Source organism: Streptomyces sp. NPDC057565 (assembly GCF_042801455.1).
Taxonomy (GTDB): domain Bacteria; phylum Actinomycetota; class Actinomycetes; order Streptomycetales; family Streptomycetaceae; genus Streptomyces; species Streptomyces yanii.
On the sequence record NZ_JBHVFU010000073.1, the window covers coordinates 1 to 23,719 of the forward strand.

Genomic DNA, 23,719 nt, shown 5'->3' on the forward strand with positions numbered 1-23,719 from the left:
CCTTCGGCTACCTCACCCCAGCCGAGACCAGGCAGCGGCATCAACACGCCCTCGCGGCATAACCGACGAGTGTCCAAGATCACGGGGAAACTTCAACCAGCCCGGCCAGCAGCGCCCTTCCCTCCCGCGGCGCTCCCATGCTCTTGGCGCGGTCCCGGTGGCAACCATTCGCGCCAGGTTCCGCTCGTACTGCTCGACGCCGATATGGGCCGGCAGCACGTCCTCGATGTGCACCAGCCACTCCCCGCGCTCCAGCCCCCGCTCCCAGCCGCTGTGGGAACGGTCAGACCTGCACCGGGCGGGGTCGCTGCGGCTGCGCCCGTAGGAGTAGGTGCCGGCATGCGCCGGGTTGCGCAGCATGCTGATCAGCCCCCTGGTGCGACGCCCGCTCCGCCGGCCACGCAAGCCGCTCGGCTGGGGAACCCCCAGCCGAGCGGCTGCTCAGCCTGCTCGCGGTCCGGTCAAACCGGCCACATGTGGTGACGGGTCCTCAAGGGCGGTGTCACGACATGCACACCATCTCGAGGTACACACGTACCATGTTGCCCCGCACCGTCTGCACATCCACATAGACGGTGCTGTCGCAGGTCGCGGTTGTGATGTTGTACCGTCCCGAATCGACCGTGACGCCCTTGGGGATGGTCTGCCACCGCCCCTTTACGTGCGGAACGCAAAGGGGCGCTGCAGTCCGTCCGGCCGTCAGTTGCTACGCGACTTCAGGAACCGGGCAGTCTCCCATCACATCACACGGCTGGTCCCCTCGGAAAAGGGAACGCATTCCGTCCCAGATGAAGAGGAGGTTACCGAGCGCGCCGGCCCCGTTCAGCAGCTTCGGCAGCCTGGGTTCCCCCTTGAGCCGTGGCACCCCATGCGGGTTCGCCTCGAATTCGCCACCTGTGATGGCCTTCATCGAAGGAGCGCGCCACATACGATCAGCCGCCGACTTCACGGCGTTGTGCACCTCCTGATTCTTGTTGATGATCTTGGTTACCGCACCGTTTTCGTCGACCGTGTTCAGCGCCGATGACTTCGCCCTGCTCACGATCACACAGGCAGCCAGTCCGGCCACCATGGGGGCGCATTGTCCGGAGCGCAGGCACTCACGCTGACCGGGTAATCGGCTGGAGCGTTCAAGCTCGCCATGAGGACCCAGTAGGCGCACAGCGTAGCGAGTACAGCCACCGCGGAGGCGAGCAGCAGGCCCCTTCCGGCTAGCACCCCAAACGCGATGGCCCAGATCAGTGCGACTACGACCCAGACGGCGAAAAATATGGGAATTAAGGACCAAAAGTTCGCTGACGCGTTGATTCCTATTTCGCAATCGTTCCAGGCCCTCGCAAGCATCGTGGTTCCACCGTAGGCGGCGATAACCCCCATAACGGGACCAAGCAAGCAACCGACAAGGCGGCGGGCGGCCTGCGAATCTCCGGACAATTTCTGATTCTCCATCCCGAACGGGTTGTCGGGTGCCCCACCGTGTGGGGCACCCGACTCACTTCCTAGTAGTAGGGGGAGTGCGGCCACCTACCGAGGTTCAGCTCTGTGCTCCGATACTGTAGGTTAGGATATTCGCTGAGCTGACCGATGACGTCTTGGACGACGGTCTGGAATTCCTTGTACGTCATATCGGCGCCGTACTTGTCGTACATATCGACTCCGGCCTGAACGGTCAGGATGTCGCCAGGATCGGTCCTGCCGACCGCACCCCCGAAGTCTGCCTCCGCGCCTGTGTGCAGAGCTCCCCCGGTGAATCCGGCGGCCCGCCCGATGAACCCGTAATGGATATTCGACCAGACGTCGTAGAAGAGCTCTGCGTCCTCGCCCGGAATCTTGAAGTGCAGGTCGTCTGCATTCTCGCCGGACAGGCCGAACTTATTCCTGAGCTTGGGCTTGTGATCCCAGACCGATCCGGAAGCGACGCTCGTCCCCCAGAGGCCAAGTGCGGTGAACTGGAGCGCTCTTCCCTGGACGTTTTCGCCCTTCCCGAAGTGCGCCTCGAATTTCGTCACCAGATCCTGGATCTTATTTGGGAGCGTTCATCCTGTTGACCAGCCGATTCTCAACCACTGACCACCCACCCTCACCTCACTCTCCAGCCCCAACGCCCTCCCCCACCAACCCAAACACCCCGTAAGACAACGCCAATCAGCCACTCAGCCGCATCCACCCACCTGGACACCAAAACGAGAATCCCGCCGGACAACAACACGAAAACTTCCACTTGGTTCGGTGGATATAAGGGCTGTCCCGTAAATGATCTATGGGTCACCTCGGGTGTGCTTGGCCATAGTGTGGCCCGCTCGTTTATCCGGCGAGGGCGAGGTTGTGCATCCGGGCGATGCCGCGCATGGCGTGGTGGACTCCGTCGCCTTTGAGGCGGCAGTCGCGGAGGATCTTCCAGGTCTTCATTCGGGCGAAAACGTGCTCGACACGGGCGCGGACCTGCTTGTGGGATTTGTTGTGCGCTTCCTTCCAGTCGGGCAGGTCTTCGCCCTTGCGTCGACGATGGGGCATGACGAGTCCCGTGCCGGGATAGCCGCCGTCGGCGATCGTGAGTGTCCTGCCGACGGCGGCCTTGGCGCCGGATTCTTCCCATGCCTTGCAGTCGTTGCGGTTCCCGGGCAGCGGTCGGCCGACCACGACGACGAGCCGAGTGTCGGCGTCGATGACGACTTGGTGGTTGGTGGAGTACCTGTAGTTCTTCGACTGCTTGGCAATGGTGTGGTCGCGGGTGGGCACCAGGGTGCCGTCCACGATGAGCACGGTGTCCTTGGCGAACCGCTTGCGGGGCTGGAGCGCGAGCATTGGCCCGAGGTGATCGATGATGCGGTCCGCCGCCGACTTCGACACCCCGAACAGCGGGGCGAGCTGGCGCATCGTCAGGTTTGTGCGCCAATACGCCGCGACCAGCAGCGCCCGGTCCTCCAGGGGCAGGCCCCACGGCCGACCCTTGCGGACCGCGTCCGCACCCTCGCGCCGCAGCACGGTCACCAGCTTCCCGAAGGCACGAGGGCTCAGCCCGGTGAACGGGGCTATCCAGGACGACTCCGACGCCGTGATCACACCAGCCATGCCGGGATCATCGCACCGGGCCAGCGTGCCCCGTCAGCAAGCCTCCCCGCCTCAGCGGAACTCGTGGACTACCTGGATCTCGCCGACAATGTGCGTTGAAGTCGTCCAGTTCCTCGGCCGGAACCCAGAGCTCGAGGATCGTCTGCCCGCCAGCCTGCTGGACGGGATACCGGCCCAAGAACTCCGACTCGACCTCAAAACGAGTGACGAAACCGACGCCATCGTGCTTCACGTTCCAGTCCCGCGCGATCCTGACCGCGTAATCCTCGTTGAGGACCGGGTAGAAGATCGGCTGCTCGGGCAGCCGGGGTGGCCAGGCACGCCAGTTCAGCTCCCGAACCAGATCCAGCTCCTTGGGGCCGGTGGGGCGCCACAGGGTCGTCGTTGCTTGCTGGCCGGTCATCTGCATCGCTCTCTGAACGTAGGCCGCCGGTACGGCGGGTCGGGAGACCGGACGATACCGGCACCGCGAACTCAGCAGCTACGCCGTTTCCGCACCCTGGCCAGTTCCGTGACCAACAGTTACGGGACAGCCCTTAGCCGATTGAATCGCAGGAGGCACCCTCAGTATTCTGAGCCCCTTTAGCCGACGGAAACTACGGGTTCAGGCCCCGGAAAGTTCGGAGGGAGCCCATGCGGTGCGGCCGTCCCGGAGCACAACCAGGCGAGATAGCTCGAGAGGCTGCCCTCGTAGTGGAACCAGTCGTCATTCCGACCGGCCACAACGACTGTCCATTCGTTGGGCTGCCCTGCCGTACGCCAGTAGAACTCGTCCCCGTCTATCGAGCTGCCCCACAGCAGCAGCCCTCCCGATTCCGGAAACGCAGGGTAGCCGCCGAGCATTTCCTTCTGCGCCATATCCTCGGCACCGGCGAGATCCTCTCTCTTCGCCTCGACGAATCCCGCTTCGCCTCCTGGGGCCGGCGACGTCACAAAGAGGAACTCCCCGATCTTCAGCCCAGGGTACGACTCCGCCAAAGCGATGTAGTCGTCTGGCAGCCCAGTCCCCAACCCGTCGAAGACCACCTGCCAGTCGATGCGCCGTGGAACCTCAAGACGCTGCGCCACCAGCCCCGGCAGCACAGCCTCCAGGGATGCGATACTCAACAGCCACCCCCCATTTGCGTTCTTGTTTTCTATCCGCACACTGAACAGTTTACGCGGCTCGCCCAAACTACCAGGCTCGGGCGGAGCGTGTGAGGGTCTATCAAAGTGGGTCCGGATAAAGTGCTTTCTAAGGGCCTATTGCCCCCGCATATGTGGCTGCTTCCTTGTGCCAAAACTTTTGCTGAATCCGGATCTCGGGCTCGTGCCACTCTGGGGTACGCCGTTGCGTGCGGGCATGCCCGTTCTCAGCGGCCGGCGCCCGCTACGAGCGGTGCAACTGGATGCCGGTGACCCGGGCCTGGGGGTAGAAGGGCCCTCTTCCAGGGGTGTGTGTAGGGAGTCCTGCACACAGCGCAGCGGGCGAGGTAGAGCGCGGAAGCGGGGCTGTGCACGGGTGCGGGCGTGACGGTGTACTCGCGTTGTTCGATGACGGTGATGAGGCGTGGCCAGGGGGTGGGGCAGAGGCAGGTGTCCTGGTCATCGGTCATGGGCCTCCTCGGTGGGTGACTTGACGGTGCGCCGGTTCGGGTCCCGGCGGATTGCCCGGGCCACCTCGGTGATCTCGTTGTCCCCGTAGGCGGTGCGGATACCCGAGGGGGTCATGCCGCTGGCCTCGGCCAGGGATTCCAGGCGATACGGGCGGGCGCCGTGGAACTCCCGCCCGTAGGCGAGGAGTCGGCGGATCTCGGCGTCCGCCGCGGCCTTGCGGGCCCGGGCGCCCTGCAAGGCCAGGAGCAGCGGGTCGGCATCCAGGCCCTCGCTCGCGGCTTCCAGGTTCGCCGCTTCCTCGGCGCGGCGGTGTTCAGCTTGCTCGTAGGCCTCGAAGTAGAGATCAGGCGGAGTGACCGAGCCCGGCGCTGGTAGCGGGAAGCAGACCGCTGCAATGTCACTGATCAGATCCATATTGCGATCATCGCAAAAAAATATCCTGAGCGCAATACTCAATCAGCTTGAAACCAGGCAGGGTTGGCGGCCTGTCGGCGCCCGGAACCGGAGCCGGGGCGGGGAAGCCCTGCTTCACAGGCGGCGCGCGGACGTCTTTCCAGGGCGCGCCGAGAACAAGGCCCTGTCGGCGGAAGGCGGAAGGTGGCCACGGTGCGACGGGGCCGAAGGCGGCGGCCACGATAGCGAAGGCGTGCGTGTCCTCAGAAGCTGCTTCTCGGCTGCCTACCGCCATTTGTGGACGATCGCGTAATTCTGATGGCGATTCCTGAAAACGGCCACCCGGGACTCGGATGTTGGCCAGACCTGCTCACCTTGGCTCCCCACCTGAGTGCCGAGCTTGGCCGCGATGTGGGAGCAGGTCGAGGCGGTTGTTTCCCGACCCTGGCCAGCGGCGGCGATCGGGCTGCGGGCGCCCGGCCCGGGGAAGGTGTACGCGGATCTTCCCTGGGCCGGGCTCGTTGAGCAGCGCGGGCCGATCACCCACGCTTGGTGAGGAGCGTGGACGGCTGTCAGGTCGGCCGGTCCGCGTGGGCCTGAAACCGATGGTGGACTGCACATCCTTCATCAGCCGACCGGCGCGTGCCCTGCTGAACGATCACTGCTGAGTTGTGCCGGCGGTTCGGGGCTCAGTACGCCGTCCCGTCGGCGCGTCGGCCGGGCGAGCTGGAGAGCGAGCTGATGGTGTTGTGCTTGACCCAGCTGCCGGTCGCCGAGCCGTCGGGGCTCCGGTTGATGGACACGCCGTCGGAGTTCGCCTGGCTGGAGGTGTAGCTCATCGACTGGATCGTCGCTCCGGCGGAGTCCTGAAGGATGATCTGGTCGCCGCTGTTGGACAGGTTGAGTCCGCCGGTGCTGGCTCCCACTGCCGTGATGCCGGCGGGGATCGCGGAGCTCGCGCCGAAGACGGTGATGGCCTTGCCGGGCTGCAGCGTCGTGCCGGCCGCGAACGTGTGCCGTACGGCCGAGCCGTCCCAGATGGTCCAGCCGGCGATGTCGGCTGCCGTGCCGCCGGTGTTGACGATCTCGACGGCCTCGCCGGCGGTGTTGCTGCCGGGTTCGTTGGCCAGCACCTCGTTGATGATGACGTTGGCGGGTCCGCTGCCGCCGCCGGCGGTGACGGTGACGTTCTGGGTCGTGGTGTGGGTGGCGCCGCCGTTGTCCGTCACGGTCAGCGAGACCGGGTAGATGCCGGCCGATGCGTAGGTCACGGTCGGGTTGGTCGCCGTGGAGGTCTGGCCGTTGCCGAAGTCCCAGCTGCGGCTGACGATGGTGCCGTCGGGATCGGTGCTGCCGTCGGTGAAGGTGCAGGTGAGAGCCGCACAGGAGTGGGTATACGACGCCGTGGGCTGCTGGTTCGAGCCGCCGCCACCGCCGAGGACGAAGTTGTAGCGGGCCAGCACCGGGTAGTGGTCGCTGGTCGTCGTCGCGTAGTTCGGGATGTAGGGCTGGGGCTGGAAGGCGGTCGCCGAGCCGGTGACGTACTTCGCCTGCACCTCGTTGGTGGTGAGCTGGTGGTCGATGAAGTCGGGATACCCCGCCGTCGACGACACGCCCGCCAGCGACAAGGCCCGCGTCGGGAACGTGTAGCGCGCCGCGTCGTTCACGAAGTTGGTGTAGGGCGACGCCTTCGCGGGCGTGATGGAGGTGTCGACGTCGTCGTTCCAGTCACCGATGACGAAGACGTTCTGGGTGGGATAGGTCGTGTCGAGGTAGGACTTGAGGGCCTGCGACGCGGGGTTGCGCAGGTTCCATGCGTCCTGGGTGGACCCGGACTTCGCGTGCATGACGATGAAGACGAGGTCACGGGTGACACCGTCGAACGTGCCGCGCAAAGTGAACTCCACCGGCGGGCGGCCGGCGAAGTTGCTGTTCTGTCCGGTCAGGATGACCTTCGCGCTCACCAGGGTGGCCATGCTGGAGCGCCAGACGAGGGCGACCTTCTGTTCGGTGTTGCTGAAGTCCGAGTAGTACTGCGCGCCGTTCGTCACGATCGGGTCGTTGGCCACGACCCCGGTGTACCCGGGCATGCCGGCCACGAGCTGGTCGAACGCCGAGGTGCTGACGACCTCGGAGAGGCCCCACACGTCCATGTCGGCGCCCGCCATGACCTCGCGGACGTTCTGCTGCTGCAGCGCCTCGTCGGTCGGGCCGAAGTCCGGCGCCCCGAACCACTCGACGTTCCAGTTGCCGACGTCGAGCTGCGTCGGCGATCCCTGCGACGGGATCGCGGTGGCGGCATTGGCCGCGGGGGCGGTGGTGAGCGTGGCCAGCGACATGGCGGCGGCCAGGCAGGCGGCGCCGAGCGCGGCGGTGCGGCGGGGGCGTCTGGCAGGTATCTGACGGGATGACATGAGGGTGCCTTTCGCGAGCGATTGTGGACTGTTCGCGGAGCACCGCACCGGGGATGTGCAGGGGGGGCACGCCGTGCGGCAGGGCAGTTCTAGACGGGCCGGGTGGCAGGCGAGGGACCGGAAGATGTCCTCCGCATGTCACTTCTACGCGTGTTGCAGTGTGCTCCGGGCACCGGGTGCGGCGCCATACCTCGTACAGCGCCCATCCGTTGAGCGGCGCTCCCCGAGGCCCGGAGTCGACGCTCCGTGCCCGGCCATGGCTTGACCCTCGCCTGCCGCGCGGCAGGCTGGCGCCGGTTCTCATTCCGACGGTCGGCCCCCGTCGCCTTGACGAACTGGATCGGACCGAACGATCAAGGGACGGGCGACCCCATGACCCTAGCTCGCTGGACTTCCCGCTTGCTTCAAGAGGCAACCATCTGGGGAGTCGGAAGCAGGCCTGGCCGTTTTCGCGGATTCTCATCAATTCCCCAGGTTCCTCTGCCTGAGGGCGCGACAGGTCGGCGGAAGTGGCCGGTTACTCTCATCTCGCTCCAAGACCATGACCTGAGATGATCTCCGCTGAAGGGGAGGTGCAGTAATGGAGATGCCACCGACGCACCTGGCTGTCGAACAGGACCGGCTGGAGGAACTGCGCGACCTCTTGGCGGCAGGAGCTGACATCCACGAGGAGTACAACGGATTCACCCTCCTGCACCGGGCCGTCGACGGAGAGATCGACGGACACATCCAGACCGGGGAGCCCCTCCATGTGGATGCCACGTGCTTCCTGCTGTCCCAAGGTGCAGATCCCACACGTCGTTCGCACGGTGGGACCGGAGTGTCAGCCCATCACATGGCCTTCGTCAGCAGGCACTGGCTGGCTGACGCTCTCTTCGAAGCCTGGCTCACCCGTGGGGACACCAAAAACGGTCTTTAAAGACGGACTCTGGTTACTTAAGGGTTGGCGGTGGGGTTCTTCGGCCGCTTGTTGGGGCGGAATCTGGGGTCCCTGGGCTGGCGGAGTGGTCGGTGAAGCCGGCCCCCAGCCGCACCGGCCTCGCTGTAAACCACACCTCTCACACTGTGGAACGTACACGGGCGCGCAGGGTGAGAGCCCGTTCGCCCCGCTCAGGTTGCGACAGCCGTCACTCGGCCGAATCTACCGGTCGTATGGTGGCTCGCCGAGCGCGTGAATGAGACGATTGACTACTTCACCGACGGTGAAGTCCCATCCGGTTAGGCGCTGTCCGCTCCAGTTAATCCCTACCCGGAAGTCATCCTTGGCTAGATCCGGCAAAGCCGCGCATCGCCAATGATCCAGCTGCATTGAAACAGCTCGAAATTGAGGACCCCATAGCTGAGCGGCACGCTGCGCACGGGTCTTCGACGACCAATAAGGGAAAGCTGGTTGCCCAGAACTTGAGACCGGGGTCGGACTGCCGTCGTCGTCTCGAACCCACCAAACGGTACGAGTCCGAGCGATCTCACGGAAGAAGGCCGCTGCCTGAGCCCCGCTTGTGCTCACCTGAATCCTCCTGGATCGTCCCGACTTCAGCATCACGCTTGAGCACGGCACCAGAGGGCCCCAGTGCCGCGGCTGTACTCGGAGATGGTCGCCGAAGACCGCCGGCTTCGCCTCGCCGGATACGAGATCTACCGCTTCGGGGGCTGGGAGCTCACCGGCCCGGGCGGGGAGCAGCTCTTGGCGGACTTCTTCACCGAACTACTCAAGCGGCATGAGAAGCCGACGCTGTGAGCCGGCGTTCCGCTCGCCTGGGCGCATGGCGAAGGAGCAGCGTGCGGTACGAAGCGGCAGGCGGGCACGTCGGGGGAAGGAGCGACGGGGCGGCCGAGGCGTGAGGGTTGGACGGCAGGTGGAGCCGGTGGGCGAGGCGAGGCGGCACCGGCACGCAGCGGGCGTCGCCCTGGATTGCAGGCGGGAGACGGCAGCCGCGGCCGGTACGTGCTTCAGCAGGGCCGGCCCACCACCGGCGGCGTCGTTGCGGGCATGGGCCCATGCCCACCACGTGGCGCAGGTCGATTGTTCGCCCGCTTTCACGTGCCCAAGTGGTAGACCGTCTCTGCGATACGGAGGGGGGGCATCGGTCGGGCCTTTGATGAACGGGCCGCGCCAGCGGATCTTGTGGCGGCCGAGGCTGGGGTACCACTGGTTGACCTTGTGCATGCGCACGGGCCATCGGTGGCTGTAGCGCGGTGCGTCTTGGGATTCTCCTGTCTGCCGAGAGCGGTCCGGGGACCTCCGCAAGTCGATCAGGCGGATCGATCCGGTGTCCCGAGTCAGGGGTGCGCTATCAGTGCCTGGACGGGGGGTGCCGTTCGTGGGCGGGGCTGTTTGGCCGGTCGCTGTGGTGACGCCTTGGGCGGCGAGGCGCCAGAGGGCGAAGAGATACCGTTCCGGGAAGTCGTTGTAGGGGTCCTCGATCGGCTCACCGTTCCACTGAGCGGTGTGAGGCGCCGCTTCATGGTCGACGCTGGCCAGATCTCCGACGGCGCTGTGGAGCATGCGCCGCCCCTGGGCAGCAACGGTTGCCTCGGCGTGCGCCAAGGTGGTCCTTGAGGAGGCGTCTGCGCGCATGCCGTTGGTCCCTGCAGGAAACCATGGAGGTATCGGGTGCCCGCCGGCCTTCGCCTCTGCCAGGAACTCCTCCCACGACGGGGTCCCAGTGGGGCCGTCGGTGCGGGACATGCCGCTGACCCCGACTGCTGGGTGCTCCTCGCCGCAGGGGCCGTACATCGTGTTGAAGGTCCAGCCCAGAACGCTGAGATCGCCCAGATCGGTGTTCCGGCTGAGGCTGACGACCGGTTCCGGCAGGACCACGAGACCAGTTGGCAGAGGGATGTCGGCATCACGGTCAAGGGTGAGCAGATCTGCGGGGTCCAGCGTCATGGCAGCCGCCATGACCGCCGAGTGGGCCGCAGGTGAGATCACGCAGAGCTCTGCGTGCTGCAAGAGAGCGAGCTGCTGCTCTCGTTCCCAAACGGCGTAGCCGGCGATGAGCTGGGTGGTGTGCGGCCACGGGCCGGGGTACCCGGCTTCACCGAACATCCAGGCAGCCGCCTCCTGCCACGCCAGGTCGAGCGGCCGGTGGGAGCGGATCTGATGCCACAGGGCATGCATGAACGTTCTGTCGGTTACTGCGGCGAAGTGGGCGGCAGCGTAGGGGTTGTCTTCGAGGAGCAGGCGCGTGGCCGTCCGGTCCTCGAGCGCGTCGCGGGCTGCGGCGGCGGCAGTCCACTGCCGGGCTTCCTGCCCATTGCGTTCCTTCTTGCGCCTGCTCGCCTTGCCCATCGCTCTCTCCCGCCTTCGCATCCCGCCGTCTGACCGCTCTCTACGGTGTGCCCGCCCATCGGGCAGAATGCCGAGCCTAGGACTGCCCCAGGTCTCTGACGCTTGAACTGTCCGCCGCACCTTGAGCCCTCCCAGCAGGCGGGCAACAAGTTCGGCTGGCGTCCCAGCGGGCGGGCCCCGGCTTGCTTCCCTGGTGCTCCGCCCCTTCGTGCGGATGGCCTCGTCCGTGTCGCCGCTGTCGGCCGGCGGTGCCGCCATGTCGGTACCGCTCGTCTTGAAGTGCTGGTCGCAAGGCGGGGGTTAGGGGGTGTCCGGCGGATCAAAGTCCGGCCGGGGCTCGCGAGGGAGCCCTGACCGAGGGGAAACGGAAGGCACAAAACCGTGGTGAGCGTCGTGGGCTCCCATCCCGACCGCATGGACAGCTTGCCCGAGTAGGCTCCAGCGACGTAGGGAGGGGCACTGTGGAGAGTCTTGGCGACGCATTCGCACTCTTGATCTGGGGAGCACCCCTGGCCGGGTTGATGATCCTGGCGGCCGCGTCAGTCCTGATCGTTCGTTGGCGAAAGGCGGCGATCAATTCTTTGGAAGAAACAGGTACGTCTCGTCAAGCGGGACCGGGTTCCTGACATCAGCGGCTGACACCAACAAGCGCGAATGGCGCTGGTCAACGGTGAACCTCAGCGGCTAGCCAGCCGAGGGACAACGAGGGTTCATCGACGTTGCCTGCGCCCAGTGATCGACCTGATAAGGATGAGGCCACAGGTTCAAATTTCGAGGCCGCCGAGGAGCCGATTGCGGGCGGTGCCGGCCGCGTGAGCTACCCCGGAAATGCCAGGAGGGGTGTCACTGGGCCCCGCTAGAGTCGGCATCCACAACAGAATCACAGCAGTGGGGTGGGACAGATGAGACTGCGGTACACCGCGGCCTGCGTAGGGATCACGGCGGCGGCGCTGATGGTGACGTCCGCGTGCGGCACGGACGGCGCGAAGACGGCCGCCAAGGCCGTCGACAGAACCGACGTGATCATGGCGGCGCTGGCGCGGGCAACTGACCAGACCGAGAACCTGGGGTCCGCCCAGGTCAAGTTGACGACCGAGACGCCGACGACCAGCCCGGTCACCATGGACGGCACGTACTCCTGGGGCCATGGCTTCGCGTTCGACGTCTTGATGGACACCAAGGCCGCCCAGATGCAGCAGCTGCACGCCGCCGCCAAGACCCGAGGTGTGTTCGTGGACGGCGCCTACTACTACGAGATCGACCCGCAGCCTTCCGGCCCGCTCAAGGGCAAGGAGTGGATGAAGATCGACGCGTCTGCGGTGTTCGGCGACAAGGGCGCCGAGGCGTTCCAGGCGAGCTCCGGCGCGGGCAGCCCAGCGGCCGCCATGAAGGGCCTGAAGTACGCCAACAACGTCGATGACCTCGGCAAGGAGACCGTCGAGGGGCAGAGTGCGACCCACTACCGGGCCGTGATCGACAAGGAGCACATGGGCAAGTTCAAGAAGGCCTACGGCAACCAGAACAACCTCTTCGGCTCGGTGACCGGCGGCAGTGACTCGATCACCATGGACATCTGGGTCGGTGCCAAGGACCTCCCGGTCCGTATGAAGCAGCGGTTCGGCAGTTTGACGGTGACGATGGACTTCGAGAAGTTCGGCGCCACGGCCGCGATCAAGGCCCCGCCCGCCGCACAGACCGGTGATCTCACCGAGCAGGTGAAGAAGGCCACCGCGCAGCAGCAGGGCTGAGCAGGGCCGGCCCCGGGGCGGTGAAGGTCGACCATACGGACTGGTAGCCGGACTTCCACGATTGCCGCCACGCCTTCGCCAGCCGCTTGCACAACCGCGGCGTGCCCGAGGTGATCACACAGGAGATCCTCGGGCACACGCGCGGACGGCATGCGTACCGCGGTCAGGGCCTGTCGAGGCCTCCAGCGGGAACGAGGCGTTCGTCGGCCTCGTGGCTGCCGATCGAGGTGAGCTGCACCAGGGTCTGTTCTGGATCCATTGCCACAAGCCCCAGTTGGGCATAATCCATCAGCACCAAAGCGACCATCTCAGCAAATTCGGCTCGTGCATCGGCGCTCACGCTGCTGATCGGGGCCAGATCGATGGCGCCGGTGTCGGGCACGACCGCGCTCCAGAGCGTGCAGGTCAGTTCGGAGACGACGAGGGATGCGTGCCGGTTCCGGGACAACTCCCTCCAGAGAGCAGCAAGGACGGCATCTCCGAGGTCGGGTCGTTCGACATCAGGGGCCAGCGTCGCTGGAGCTGTGCGGTGAGCGTTCTCCACGAGGAGCTGGCGGACTCCCTCCGCCGTTACCGCTTGCCGCGCGTTCCTTTTGACCTGAATCAGGCGGCCCCGCTGGGTGCGCAGCAGATTGGCTTCCACGGCCAGCCGCAGCAGGCTCTGGAGGACGGGAAGACTTCGGGTTGAGGACAGGCGATCCAGGCCAGCGCCTCCGCATGGGTGGTCGCCGGTGTCGAGGAGCTGCACAAGTTCAAGGCCGTCGGCAACTCGGAGTTCGCCTGTGGCCGTCAGAGAGCGTCCGGTGCCGACCCACTGAACGAGCTGGTGGATCGCCGTTGCCAATGGGGAGATGTCGCCTTCGGGCATCAGGTACCTCTCGTTGCTGCAGCCGTACGTACGACGTGCTTGTGAAGGGGGCGGACGCTGTTGTCCAGCCGGTGGCGTGTGGTGGGCGCCGGTCAGCGGGGCACGGTGAAGGGCTGGGTCGGGAAGAGCGGGCGCTGGTAGGCGGCGGAAAACGCGGTGGCCTTCTCGGCCAGGGACTTGCTGCCGGCGAAAGCTGGCAGGGTCTCGGGCTCAGCCGCAGGTGCAACCGATACCCCAACCAGACCCCGGCAGAGATTCCCGCCCGAGCCGCTTGACGAGTTAGCCGCGTGGGATGTCTACCGCCTCGCCGCCACCCGCGCCCGCGCGGAACAGCAAGCCGTTGGCTGAGAAACCGCTCGGGACGGGCAGACTGTCGAGGCCTACTCTTCGCGCAGGAATGACCGCAGGTCCGCGGCTACGGCCGTCATTCCTTCGCCGGCCTCGATCACGGTCGTCACGGTGCAGTTCCAGTCGCCGGGGAAGAAGCCGGATCGCAGGGTCCAGCCCAAATACACATGACCACCCGAGCCGAACGTCGCTGTCACGACCAGGTGGTTGTTGCCCCAGACCCGCTCGCCCTCCCATCCACGAAAGTCGCGCGCGAGGCCATCAAAGAACTCGCTCATGTTGTCCCAGACCGTCACGGTCACGGTCTCGAGCCGTGCACGCACACCGTCATCGATGGCCTCCACAGCGAAGGCGAACTCGTACTCATCCGCCCGCGACCAATCGAACAACCGGACAGAGGGCGCCAGCGATCCTGCCATGCACCACTGACGACGGATGTTCCAAACGAAACGGCCTACTGGGAGCGGGTGAAGGACGGGATACGGGCGAGAGCGTCGCCGAGGAGTGCTCGGGGGTCGACGTGGTCCGGGTCGTAGAGCCAGGAGATGACGACGCCCAGGCCGATGGAGACGATGCGGTCCGCTTCGGATGCCGCCTGGGCCGGCGGGAGTCCCGTCGTGGCCAGGGCGGACGCGGCGCTCTGCCTGGCCTCGGCGAGGCGCCTGGTCATGAAGGCGTGTGCGGGATGCGCCGGTACCGTCGCCTCGCACATCAGGACCACGTCTGCGGCGGTGACCCAACGGGGGCGCTGCGGAAGGGAGTAGAGCCACTGGGCCGAGTCCTCGCCTTCCGGCCTCGGGGCGTCGATGACCTCCGTGAGCACGGCGTCGAGCAGGTCGCGCTTGGTCCGGGCGATGTGGACCAGGGCGGCCTTCGTCAGGCCGGCGTCGTCGGCGATCGACTGCATCGATGCCTCGTGGTAGCCCTGCCGGGCGTAGCGGCGCGCGGCGGCTTCGAGGGCGCGGCGGCGACTGTCGGGGTCGATCGCGGGCGCGGCTGGGCAGGTGACCGGATCGCCGGTCTCGGCCGGGGCCTTGGGGACGCCGCTGTGCGCCAATTCCGATTCGTGGGCGGCGAGTTGGCCAGGGATGTCGATCTCGCCGGGGAAGTAGAGCGAGAGGATCTGAAGGCCGTCCCAGAGTGCGCCTAGGCGCAGCGCCGCGAATGACGCGGAGCGTTCGTCGGTGCTCAGCGGCAGGAGGAGCTGCGTCCCGAGGGTCAGTCCGACCGCGCGGCGACGGCGCATGAGTTCGTGGCCGGGGTGGTCGGGGCTGGTCGCCTCCCCCAACAGCGCGGTGAACAGCTCGATCCAGCCGAAGACCGTCTCGTTCCTTCGCGCGATCCCGGCCGCCGCGAGGACGGCTCCGTCGGTCCGTTCCACGGACCAGTCGCCGTAGGCGGTGTCGAGCCGCCCGATCAGGGCCGTGAGGATCTCCTCGCGGGAGCCGAAGTGGCGCAGCAGCGCGGGGTGCGAGATGCCGGATGCCGCGGCGACGTCGCGCAGTGACGTCGCCCGGTACCCGTTCTCGATGAACAGGGCGTGCGCGGCGTCGAGGATGCGCGCCGCGCGCTCCCGCCCTGTGCGGTACGGACCTCGTGAGCTTCCCATGACCCCAGTATCCCGGTGTGCTAACCTCCCCCAAAATTTACCACCACGTTGGTAACTTTTCGTCGGGGGCATCGACAACGGAATGGACAGCGCCATGACGAAGCTGCGGGACGGTTTCCTCTGGGGCGCGGCGACCTCGCCGCACCAGATCGAGGGAAACAATGTCAACTCGGACTGGTGGGCGATGGAGAACGCTCCCGGCTCGCCCCTCCCGGAGCGGAGCGGCGATGCCGTGGATAGCTACCACCGCTACCCCGAGGACATGCGGCTGCTCGCCGACGCCGGGCTCAACGCCTATCGCTTCGGGTTCGAGTGGGCGCGTATCGAGCCGTCCGACGGGGAGTTCTCCCGCGCCGGGCTCGATCACTACCGGCGGATGGTGGACACCGCGCTCGACCTCAGCCTCGCGCCGGTCGTCACCCTCCAGCACTTCACGCTCCCCCGCTGGTTCGCCGAGTCCGGCGGCTGGCTCGCCCCCGGCGCCGCGGACCGGTTCGCCCGCTACATCGAGTTCGTCGCCCCGGCCCTGCGCGACGTCGAGTGGGTGTGCACCATCAACGAGCCCAACATGCTCGCGGTGTTCGCGAGCGTCCGGGAGGCGGCCATGAAGGCCCTGGCGGCCGATGCCGGGCAGGCCGCCACCGAACTCGGCGGACTCATGGCGGACATCCGGCCGGACGCCGCCGTCGCCGAGAACCTGGCCGCCGTGCATCGCCGGGCCGTCGAAGTCGTGCGTGGGACGACGGGCGCGAAGGCGGGCTGGACCATCGCCCAGCAGTCGTTCGAGCCCACCCCGGGCAACGAGGAGGTGTTCCGGCGCGTGCACCGGGACTGGGAGGGGTTCTACCTGGACGTCGCCCGCGACGACGACTTCGTCGGGGTGCAGGCGTACACGAGCCAGCCCGTCGACGCGAGCGGCCCCGTGCCCCACCCGGAGCACCCCGACAACACCATCACCGGATGGGCCTACCGCCCGGACGCGCTCGGCATTTCGCTCCGGCGCGCCTGGGCGGAGGCCGGCGGGGTGCCCCTCCTCGTCACCGAGAACGGTATCGCCACCCCCGACGACTCCCGTCGCATCGCCTACACCGGGGAGGCGCTGCGGCACCTCCAGGACGCGGTGGACGAAGGCATCGACGTACGCGGCTACCTGCACTGGTCCGCGCTCGACAACTACGAGTGGGGCCGGTACGCGCCCACCTTCGGTCTCATCGCGGTCGACCGCGAGACCTTCAGCCGTACCCCCAAGCCGAGCCTCGCCTGGCTCGGCGCCTGCGCCCGCCGCAACGGTCTCGTCTGACCGCGTCTCACTCACCCACTTCCCTGGGGCCAACGATGTCGCTGCCACCGGATTCGCTCTCCGCCGGTTCCCTCTCTCCCGATTCCCCTCCTTCTGATTCCGTCCCTTCCGATTCCCTCCCGACAGAAGACGCGGGCACCGGGACGGCCTCGCTGGCGGGCGGACAACTGCCCCGCGAGCTGCGCCGGTTGTTCCTCGCCGCGCCCTGGGCGTCGGCGCTCGCGCCGATCGCCTACGGAGCGTCCACCTTCTTCTTCGCCCTCCAGGTACAGCTCATGGAAGGCGAAGAGGGAAAGGTCGCCGGGCTCGCCGTGGTGAGCACCCTCGCGGCCGTGGCGGCGATGGTCGCGCAGCCTGTCATCGGTGTCCTCTCCGACCGGACCCGTTCGCGGTTCGGCGCCCGTCGGCCGTGGATGCTCGTCGGCGGGCTCATCGGCTCCGTCGCGCTGCTCACCACCGGCCTGACTTCGAGCCTCGCGGCGCTGACCGTCTGCGTGATGGTCATCCAGTTCGGCCTCAACGCCTTCCAGGGACCGCTGGCCGCAGTACTGCCGGACCGTGTGCCCGAGCGGTTCCGCGGCCGGTACTCGACCGGTGCCGGCCTCGGCACGATCCTCGGCGCGGCCGTCGGACCGCTCGTCGGTTCGCTCTTCGCCGAACGGATCACCCTCGGCTACCAGGTTCTCGGCGGCGTCGTCTTCCTCGGCATCGTGCTGTTCGTCGTCTTCGTTCCTGATCGCGACAACCGCGGCGAGCCGCGCGAGCCGTTCTCGCTCCGCGCCTTCGTCACCGCCTTCTGGGTGAATCCCGTGCGTCACCCCGACTTCTTCTGGGGCTTCCTGGGCCGGATGCTGCTGTTCGGCGGCTACTACATGCTCAGCACGTACAACCTGTATCTCGCGCAGCAGTACATCCGGCTCTCGCTCAAGGAAGCGACCGACATCGTCCCGCTTCTCGGCCTCGTCGCACTGCCCGGGATCATTCTGGCCACGGCGATCGCCGGGCCGCTGTCCGACCGGATCGGCCGCCGCAAGCCGCCGGCCCTGATCGCCGGGCTGCTCATCGCGGGCGGCGCGACCATCCCGCTCGCCATGCCGACGGTCGCGGGCCTCGTGGTCTCCAATGCGATCGTCGGCGCCGGATTCGGGGCGTTCGTCGCAGTGGACCAGGCGCTGATGAGCTCGGTCCTGCCCAACGCCGGCGACCACGGCAAGGACCTCGGGATCCTCAACCTGGCCGCGACACTCCCCGGCACCATCGCGCCGGTCGCGGCGGGGGCCGTCGTGACGGCGTTCGACAGCTACGCCGCGCTCTATCCCGTCGTCGGCGTCGTCGCCACCCTCGGCGCCCTCTGCATCCTCCCCATCCGCAGCGTCCGCTGACCTGTTTTCCCCTTCCCCTCGTTCTCCCTCCCTCGCCTCAAAAGAAAGCACAGACGCGACATGACGTTCACCTCGCCCCGCTTTACCGAGTTGGTCGACCGGCTCAGCCTGGAGCAGAAAGTCCGCCTGCTCACCGGCGCGTCGGTCTGGTCGCTGCACGACGAGCCCGCGGTCGGGCTCCGCTCCATCGTCGTCTCCGACGGGCCCAGCGGCGTCCGCGGCACGGCCATGGACGACCGCGACCCGTCCGCGAGCCTTCCGGCGGCCTCGGCGGTAGCCGCGACCTGGGATCTCGACCGGATACGACGCCTCGGCGCGCTCATCGCGGCCGAGGCCCGCCGCAAGGACGTCGACGTCGTCCTCGGCCCCACCGTCAACCTCCACCGCTCCCCGCGGGGCGGGCGTCACTTCGAGGCGTTCAGCGAGGACCCGTTCCTCACCGGCGAGCTCGGCGCCGCGTACGTCAGCGGCGTCCAGGCGCACGGTGTCGCGACGACCGCGAAGCACTACATCGCCAACGACAGCGAGACGGACCGGATGACCGTCAACGTGCGCGCCGACGAGAAGACCCTCCGCGAGCTCTACCTCGCCCCGTTCGAGCGGATGGTCGAGGAGGGCGCGTGGCTGGTGATGTCCTCGTACAACTCCGTGGACGGCGTGACCATGTCCGCGAACCCGCTGCTGCGCTCGCCGCTGAAGGAGGAGTGGGGCTTCGACGGCGTCGTCATCTCGGACTGGACCGCGGTGCGCGACACCGAGCCCTCGGCGCGGTCCGGCCAGGACCTCGTCATGCCCGGCCCGCAGGGGCCGTGGGGAGACCTCCTGGTCGAGGCGGTCCGCGCAGGCCGCGTCCCCGAGGCGGCGATCGACGAGAAGGTGGCCCGGCTACTGCTCCTCGCCGAACGCGTCGGAGCCCTCGCCGAGAACCCGGCCACAGGGCCCGACGCCACGCCGGACACCATGCCGGTCGCCACTCCGGTCGCCACTCCGTTCGCCCCCTGGGACGACGCCGAGATCGCGGCCCTGCTGCGCGAGACCGCCGCCGACGGCATGGTCCTCGTCCGCAACGACGGACTGCTGCCCCTCGCGGGCGACGGCGGCGACCGTCCGCGCGTCGCGCTGATCGGGCAGCATGCCCTCCGCTCCCGTAATCAGGGCGGCGGGTCGGCCACCGTCTTCCCCGCGTACGTCGTCACTCCCCACGACGGGCTCCGCGAGGCACTGGGCGACGACGTCGTCTCGTACGCCCCCGGGCTGCCGCCGGTGGATGAGCTGCGGCCGCTCGGCCGCGCCTCGGTCGTCGACCCGGTCACGGGCGAGAACGGCGTGCGCGTGCGCTATCTCGACGCCGACGGGAACGTCTTCGACGAGGAGGTGTTCCCCAGCGGCCGTCTCGCCTGGCTCTTCGACGCCAAGCTGATGGCGGCCGCGGAGGTGGAGATCACGACCCGTTTCGTCGCCACGCGCGACGGACGGCATGACCTCGGCTTCGCGGGGCTCGGCCTGCTGCGCTTCGAGCTCGACGGACGGACCGTGCACACCAGCCCGGTGCTCCCGGACCAGCAGGACATCGTGGTGGCCGTCCTTAACCCCCCGAACCGCGTCCACGAACTCGACCTCCGCGAGGGGCAGGGCGTCGACATGCGCCTGGTGTTCACCCCCTCCTCCGCGGAGAGCGCCGCCTTCGCGCTGATCACCCTCGGCGAGAAGGACGTCTTCGGAGACCCCGCCGAGGAGCTGGAACGAGCCGTGGCGCTCGCGGCGGAGAGCGACATCGCCGTGGTGGTCGTGGGTACGACCGAGGCGATCGAGTCGGAGGGCTTCGACCGGCCCGGGCTCTCCCTCCCCTCGGGGCAGGACGAGCTGGTCCGCCGTGTCCGCGCCGCAAACCCCCGTACAGTTGTCGTGGTGAACTCCGGCGCGCCGGTCACGATGCCGTGGCTGGACGAGGTCTCCGCGGTGGTCCTTTCGTGGTTCCCCGGACAGGAGTTCGGGCACGCGCTCGCCGACGTCCTCACCGGTGCCCGTGAGCCCGGCGGGCGGATGCCCACCACGTGGGCGGCACGGGAGGAGGACGTCCCCGTCTGGAACGTCGACCCGGCCGAGGGCCGCCTCGACTACACGGAGGGCGTCCACATCGGCTACCGCGCGTGGCTGCGGCAGGCCGAGCGCGGCGGGGCCGCGCCGGCCCTCCCCTTCGGCTCCGGACTCGGCTACACGACGTGGGAGCTCGGTGAGCCGCGTGTCCGGGAGGACGGCCGTACGCGGGTCGTCGAGCTCGACGTCACCAACACCGGAAGCCGCTCCGGCAAGCAGGTCGTACAGGCGTACCTCGCGCGGCCTGGCTCGTCGGTGGAGCGGCCGGCCGCGTGGCTCGCCGGGTTCGCCGTCGTACGGGCCGCCGCCGGCGCGTCCGTACGCGCGCGCATCGAGCTCCCTGAGCGGGTCTTCCGCCACTGGGACGAGAAGGCGCACGCCTGGGAGGTCGAGACCGGAGCGTTCGAGCTGCGGATCGGCACCTCGATCGCGGACCTCACCCACACGACCGTCGTCACGGCACCCGACACCGACACCGACACCGAGGCCTGATCCGTCGTGACCACACCGAACCCAAACACCCTCCTCCTGCCGAAACCGCAGCACGTCGCAGCCGGGGACGGGGCCTTCCGACTCACCCGCACAACGACCCTCGTCGCCGCCTCATCCGAACTCCTCGCACCGCTCGGCCTCTTCGCCGGGCGGCTGCGGACCGGGACGGGTATCGCCCTCCCCTCTCCCGTCGTGGGCGGCGAGGCCCCCGGAGGCGTCCTCGCCGAGGTCGACCCGGACCACCCCGCGTTCGTCGGCATCACGCCCTCGCGCGGTGTGGTCCCTTCCGGGGAGGACCACGGCACCGAACGCCATGTGCTGGAGGTCTCCCCCGAGGGGATCCGCGTGACGGGCGCCTCGCCGGCGGGAGTCCACCGGGGCCTGACGACGCTCGCCGCGCTCGCCGAGAGTGCCCCGGCGGAGGCCGGCGCTGTCGAACTGTCCGCGGTACACGTCACGGACGGACCCGCGCTGGCGTGGCGCGGGCTCTCGCTCGATGTCGTACGGACGGTCTTCTCGGCGGACGAGGTGCGCCGGGTCATCGACCTCCTGGACCGGTACAAGTTCAACGTCCTGCACCTCCACCTCACCGATGACCAGGGGTGGCGGCTGGAGACGCCCTCGCGTCCCGCGCTCACCGCGAACGCCGAGCCGGGCACGTTCTTCACGCGGTCGCAGTACGCGGATCTCGTCGCATACGCCGCCGCACGCTTCATCACGGTCGTGCCCGAGATCGACATGCCGGGGCACAGCCGGGTGGCGATCGCGGCCTGTCACGGGCTCTCCGACGGCGAGGTCGCCCCGGCTCCGGCGAGCCTGGAAGAACTCCTGGCGCAGGTGCACGACGGCTCGTTCGCACCGGTGTGGCTCGACCCGGAGAGGGCGGAGGTACGCTCGTTCGTGCGCGATGTCCTCGCCGATCTGGCCGCCGTCACCCCCGGCCGGTACCTGCACATCGGCGGTGACGAGGCGTTCGGCATGCCGGCGGAGGCGCACGCCGCCTTCGTGACGTACGCGCGGGGCGTCGTACGGAAGCTGGGCAAGGAACCGGTCGGCTGGCAGGAGACGGTGCGCGCGGAGGGCGGGCCCGGCGAGCTGGTGCAGTTCTGGATTGACGACAACATGCCTCTCGACCCGGAGAACCCCTTCCTGGCCGCGCTTCCGCCGGTGCTGGTCGCGCAGCTGACGGAGACCTTCGCGGAAGCGGCGGGCGACGCCGACCGACTGAGGGCTTCGCGCGCCCGCGTCATCGTCTCCCGTACGGGCAACGCCTATCTCGACCGCCCCTACGCCGAGGTGGCGCGGGATGCGGAAGCCGAGTCCCGCAGGCAGCGCCTCGGGCTGCCGACGTATCCGCCGGTCACGCTCGAAGACGCCTACACCGCGCCGATCCCCGGCATCGACACCGACGAGGGGTACGAGGTCGTCGGCTTCGAAGCGGCGGTCTGGTGCGAGACGGTCACGGACATCGACGACCTCACGTTCCTCCTCCTGCCCCGCCTCCCGGGCATGGCCGAACGGGCCTGGACCCCGGGCTCGGGCCAGAACTGGCCCGAGTACCGCCGACGCCTGGCCGCCCAGGCACCGGCCTGGCGTCGACACGGACTGATGTGGTTCCCGGCGCCGTCGGTCGACTGGCACTGAGCGGGGTACGACTCCGGTCCTCCTGGGCCTGCCCTCCCGGCCGCGGGAGCTCAGCCCCGCGCGGCTCAGTCCCCTGAGGTCGCCGGTTCGCGGAAGCGGGGGCGGGTCACGAGGTCATCGTGGGCGCAGTCCAGGGCGCACGAGCGGGTCGGCCTCCGGAGGGACGGGGTACCTGATCCCCGCTCGCGTCATGAGAACGCGGTGTTCAGCGGCACATCACGTGCAGGGTGACGAAACTGGACTGCCCGGCCATCGACACGGAAGACTGCAGCACCAGGGCCTCCTGTTGTTGCTCGGTGATTCGACACCAACGAGCTGTTCAGGAGGCCCTGCTCGTATGCGCCCAGCGCCCTGCGACCACTCAATCGAGACTCCCGTTCGACGGACACCGCTCAAGATCGGAACGACAACAGCTACTCATTCCTGAGACAGCGCCACCTGCCCTGAGGTAAGACGGACGGAGCCAGTGCGCGGCCGTCGCGGCGTGGGGATTCCAGTCGGGCGATCAGCAGGATCGGTGGGTGGCCGAGAGGTTCACTCATGGCGATGCGCTTGAGCTGCTAGACATCGCCGCCCCCTGGCACCCCCATCTGCACTGAAGAGGTGACGGCCACCCGTCGGCGCCCTGATCCGCCGGGCAGGCCCTGGCCAGCTCTCCGATGGACGTACAAAGATCGCTATGTGACTGATGACGAACTGTTCGAGGCCGTCCGCGCTCGCGTGAAGGCGGGACGGCCCACCGACTCGACCGCAACATTGACGACGCCCGAACCCGCCTCGCTGGACACGGTCGAGGACGCGGAGCGCACAATCGGCTTCCGGCTGCCGCCGCTGGTCCGTCGTCTCTACCTGGAGATCGCCGACGGCGGCGTCGGCCCGTTCCTCGGCTTCTCGCCTCTGAACGACAAAGAGCTGGGCATGGTCAACGGCTATCTCGACTACCTGAACGCCGAGCTGGCCCCAGAGGATCCGCCCGCCCCGCCGCCAGGCGTGCTGTTCTTGTGCGACTTCGGCTGCGTGATGTGGGTGCTGCTCGACTGCCGCCATCCCGAGGGCCAGATGTGGTGGTGGGAGGAAGGCGACCGCCACAAACTCGACCTGACCTTCCCCCAGTGGATGCAGGCATGGCTAGACGGGCACCTAACCCACAAGTACATGGAGGCAAGGAAGCTGCGGGACGAATCCTGGGTCGGACCGTGGGCCGACGAGCAGCCTTAGAGCGTCCGGCAGTAGGCGTTACTTCAGCCTGCGGGTGGTGGCGCGGCCGCCTTCAAGGTGACGTCGAAGGCGTTCTCGGACTTCGTCGAGGCAGCGGCCCGCGGCTCGCGCTGACGCATACAGCGGCACAAAACAGGGAGGCGCCCCGCCCGGGCCGCCCGCCCGGGGGCCCCCCAACGAGCCCCGGCGGGGGCCGATTAAAAGCCCCGGGAGGGCCCCAGCGGGGCGGGCCGGGCGGGCGCGGGC

19 protein-coding genes and 2 pseudogenes are annotated in these 23,719 nt (G+C 68.0%); 9 read left to right on the forward strand and 12 right to left on the reverse strand.

The genetic code is table 11. From position 1 onward, the window contains the following. Positions 1–706: 706 nt before the first annotated feature. The 7 genes and pseudogenes from ACFU8W_RS46195 to ACFU8W_RS46225 form a co-directional block, all read right to left on the reverse strand. Positions 707–1,072 carry a hypothetical protein gene (locus ACFU8W_RS46195; protein ID WP_384051508.1) on the reverse strand — a complete coding sequence of 122 codons (366 nt, stop codon included), beginning with the start codon at positions 1,070–1,072 and terminating at the stop codon, positions 707–709. Positions 1,073–1,499: 427 nt separating this feature from the next. Further along, positions 1,500–2,009 (reverse strand): polymorphic toxin type 44 domain-containing protein, encoded by a 510-nt coding sequence (locus ACFU8W_RS46200; RefSeq protein WP_384051511.1) that lies wholly within the window; start codon positions 2,007–2,009, stop codon positions 1,500–1,502. Between the two features lie 295 nt (positions 2,010–2,304). Next, on the reverse strand, positions 2,305–3,072 hold the full coding sequence (locus tag ACFU8W_RS46205; RefSeq protein WP_384051514.1) for a transposase: 768 nt from the start codon (positions 3,070–3,072) through the stop codon (positions 2,305–2,307). A 51-nt stretch (positions 3,073–3,123) separates the two neighbouring features. Then, positions 3,124–3,481 (reverse strand): annotated as a pseudogene (locus ACFU8W_RS46210) (hypothetical protein). A 173-nt stretch (positions 3,482–3,654) separates the two neighbouring features. Next, a complete protein-coding gene (locus tag ACFU8W_RS46215; protein ID WP_384051517.1) occupies positions 3,655–4,245 on the reverse strand; it encodes a hypothetical protein in 591 nt (196 codons plus the stop codon). Positions 4,246–4,656: 411 nt separating this feature from the next. Further along, positions 4,657–5,082, reverse strand: a complete 426-nt coding sequence (locus ACFU8W_RS46220; protein WP_384051520.1) for a hypothetical protein — start codon at positions 5,080–5,082, stop codon at positions 4,657–4,659. Between the two features lie 668 nt (positions 5,083–5,750). Next, positions 5,751–7,475, reverse strand: coding sequence for a lamin tail domain-containing protein (locus ACFU8W_RS46225; protein ID WP_384051523.1), 1,725 nt, complete (start codon positions 7,473–7,475; stop codon positions 5,751–5,753). Positions 7,476–8,055: 580 nt separating this feature from the next. Between ACFU8W_RS46225 and ACFU8W_RS46230 the strand changes: the two genes are divergently transcribed. After that, positions 8,056–8,394: an ankyrin repeat domain-containing protein gene (locus ACFU8W_RS46230; RefSeq protein WP_384051526.1), complete on the forward strand. Its 339-nt coding sequence runs from the start codon at positions 8,056–8,058 to the stop codon at positions 8,392–8,394. Positions 8,395–8,616: 222 nt separating this feature from the next. On the opposite strand, the gene ACFU8W_RS46235 is transcribed toward ACFU8W_RS46230, so the two are convergent. Beyond that, positions 8,617–9,015: a DUF2750 domain-containing protein gene (locus ACFU8W_RS46235; protein ID WP_384051597.1), complete on the reverse strand. Its 399-nt coding sequence runs from the start codon at positions 9,013–9,015 to the stop codon at positions 8,617–8,619. A gap of 30 nt (positions 9,016–9,045) precedes the next feature. On the opposite strand from ACFU8W_RS46235, the gene ACFU8W_RS46240 reads away from it, so the two are divergent. Then, a complete protein-coding gene (locus ACFU8W_RS46240) occupies positions 9,046–9,213 on the forward strand; it encodes a hypothetical protein (RefSeq protein WP_384051529.1) in 168 nt (55 codons plus the stop codon). Here ACFU8W_RS46240 and ACFU8W_RS46245 read toward each other — a convergent pair. Continuing rightward, the gene (locus ACFU8W_RS46245) at positions 9,181–10,767 is read right to left on the reverse strand and encodes a hypothetical protein (protein ID WP_384051532.1); all 1,587 of its coding nucleotides are present in this window, start codon (positions 10,765–10,767) and stop codon (positions 9,181–9,183) included. The two genes, ACFU8W_RS46240 and ACFU8W_RS46245, sit on opposite strands and share 33 nt — an antisense overlap. Positions 10,768–11,669: 902 nt before the next feature. Between ACFU8W_RS46245 and ACFU8W_RS46250 the strand changes: the two genes are divergently transcribed. Together ACFU8W_RS46250 and ACFU8W_RS46255 are read left to right on the forward strand one after the other, a co-directional pair. Then, the gene (locus ACFU8W_RS46250; RefSeq protein WP_384051534.1) at positions 11,670–12,515 is read left to right on the forward strand and encodes a hypothetical protein; all 846 of its coding nucleotides are present in this window, start codon (positions 11,670–11,672) and stop codon (positions 12,513–12,515) included. Between the two features lie 62 nt (positions 12,516–12,577). Then, positions 12,578–12,655: pseudogene (locus tag ACFU8W_RS46255) on the forward strand (hypothetical protein); the annotation flags it as partial. Between the two features lie 23 nt (positions 12,656–12,678). On the opposite strand, the gene ACFU8W_RS46260 reads toward ACFU8W_RS46255, so the two are convergent. The 3 genes from ACFU8W_RS46260 to ACFU8W_RS46270 form a co-directional block, all read right to left on the reverse strand. Continuing rightward, entirely contained in the window at positions 12,679–13,383 is a 705-nt protein-coding gene (locus tag ACFU8W_RS46260; protein WP_384051537.1) for a hypothetical protein, read from the reverse strand. Between the two features lie 380 nt (positions 13,384–13,763). Further along, positions 13,764–14,150: a DUF6228 family protein gene (locus ACFU8W_RS46265; protein ID WP_384051540.1), complete on the reverse strand. Its 387-nt coding sequence runs from the start codon at positions 14,148–14,150 to the stop codon at positions 13,764–13,766. 35 nt (positions 14,151–14,185) lie between these two features. Beyond that, the gene (locus tag ACFU8W_RS46270; protein ID WP_384051543.1) at positions 14,186–15,340 is read right to left on the reverse strand and encodes a TetR family transcriptional regulator; all 1,155 of its coding nucleotides are present in this window, start codon (positions 15,338–15,340) and stop codon (positions 14,186–14,188) included. Between the two features lie 94 nt (positions 15,341–15,434). Here ACFU8W_RS46270 and ACFU8W_RS46275 point away from each other — a divergent pair, with 94 nt between their 5' ends. The 5 genes from ACFU8W_RS46275 (at position 15,435) to ACFU8W_RS46295 (ending at position 23,473) form a co-directional block, all read left to right on the forward strand. Then, entirely contained in the window at positions 15,435–16,640 is a 1,206-nt protein-coding gene (locus ACFU8W_RS46275; protein ID WP_384051547.1) for a glycoside hydrolase family 1 protein, read from the forward strand. Between the two features lie 35 nt (positions 16,641–16,675). Then, positions 16,676–18,022 (forward strand): MFS transporter, encoded by a 1,347-nt coding sequence (locus tag ACFU8W_RS46280; protein ID WP_384051550.1) that lies wholly within the window; start codon positions 16,676–16,678, stop codon positions 18,020–18,022. Positions 18,023–18,082: 60 nt separating this feature from the next. Next, positions 18,083–20,611 carry a beta-glucosidase gene (locus ACFU8W_RS46285; RefSeq protein WP_384051553.1) on the forward strand — a complete coding sequence of 843 codons (2,529 nt, stop codon included), beginning with the start codon at positions 18,083–18,085 and terminating at the stop codon, positions 20,609–20,611. A gap of 6 nt (positions 20,612–20,617) precedes the next feature. Continuing rightward, a complete protein-coding gene (locus ACFU8W_RS46290; protein WP_384051556.1) occupies positions 20,618–22,255 on the forward strand; it encodes a family 20 glycosylhydrolase in 1,638 nt (545 codons plus the stop codon). Between the two features lie 681 nt (positions 22,256–22,936). After that, a complete protein-coding gene (locus ACFU8W_RS46295; protein ID WP_384051559.1) occupies positions 22,937–23,473 on the forward strand; it encodes an SMI1/KNR4 family protein in 537 nt (178 codons plus the stop codon). The last annotated feature ends 246 nt before the right edge of the window (positions 23,474–23,719 follow it).

Coding starts and splice junctions, on each gene's coding strand:
- ACFU8W_RS46245 (WP_384051532.1), bottom strand. CDS start 10,767: ATGGGCAAGGCGAGCAGGCGCAAGAAGGAACGCAATGGGCAGGAAGCC.
- ACFU8W_RS46265 (WP_384051540.1), bottom strand. CDS start 14,150: ATGGCAGGATCGCTGGCGCCCTCTGTCCGGTTGTTCGATTGGTCGCGG.
- ACFU8W_RS46250 (WP_384051534.1), top strand. CDS start 11,670: ATGAGACTGCGGTACACCGCGGCCTGCGTAGGGATCACGGCGGCGGCG.
- ACFU8W_RS46285 (WP_384051553.1), top strand. CDS start 18,083: ATGACGTTCACCTCGCCCCGCTTTACCGAGTTGGTCGACCGGCTCAGC.
- ACFU8W_RS46270 (WP_384051543.1), bottom strand. CDS start 15,340: ATGGGAAGCTCACGAGGTCCGTACCGCACAGGGCGGGAGCGCGCGGCG.
- ACFU8W_RS46220 (WP_384051520.1), bottom strand. CDS start 5,082: ATGGATCTGATCAGTGACATTGCAGCGGTCTGCTTCCCGCTACCAGCG.
- ACFU8W_RS46235 (WP_384051597.1), bottom strand. CDS start 9,015: ATGCTGAAGTCGGGACGATCCAGGAGGATTCAGGTGAGCACAAGCGGG.
- ACFU8W_RS46260 (WP_384051537.1), bottom strand. CDS start 13,383: ATGCCCGAAGGCGACATCTCCCCATTGGCAACGGCGATCCACCAGCTC.
- ACFU8W_RS46275 (WP_384051547.1), top strand. CDS start 15,435: ATGACGAAGCTGCGGGACGGTTTCCTCTGGGGCGCGGCGACCTCGCCG.
- ACFU8W_RS46195 (WP_384051508.1), bottom strand. CDS start 1,072: ATGGTGGCCGGACTGGCTGCCTGTGTGATCGTGAGCAGGGCGAAGTCA.
- ACFU8W_RS46230 (WP_384051526.1), top strand. CDS start 8,056: ATGGAGATGCCACCGACGCACCTGGCTGTCGAACAGGACCGGCTGGAG.
- ACFU8W_RS46280 (WP_384051550.1), top strand. CDS start 16,676: ATGTCGCTGCCACCGGATTCGCTCTCCGCCGGTTCCCTCTCTCCCGAT.
- ACFU8W_RS46205 (WP_384051514.1), bottom strand. CDS start 3,072: ATGGCTGGTGTGATCACGGCGTCGGAGTCGTCCTGGATAGCCCCGTTC.
- ACFU8W_RS46225 (WP_384051523.1), bottom strand. CDS start 7,475: ATGTCATCCCGTCAGATACCTGCCAGACGCCCCCGCCGCACCGCCGCG.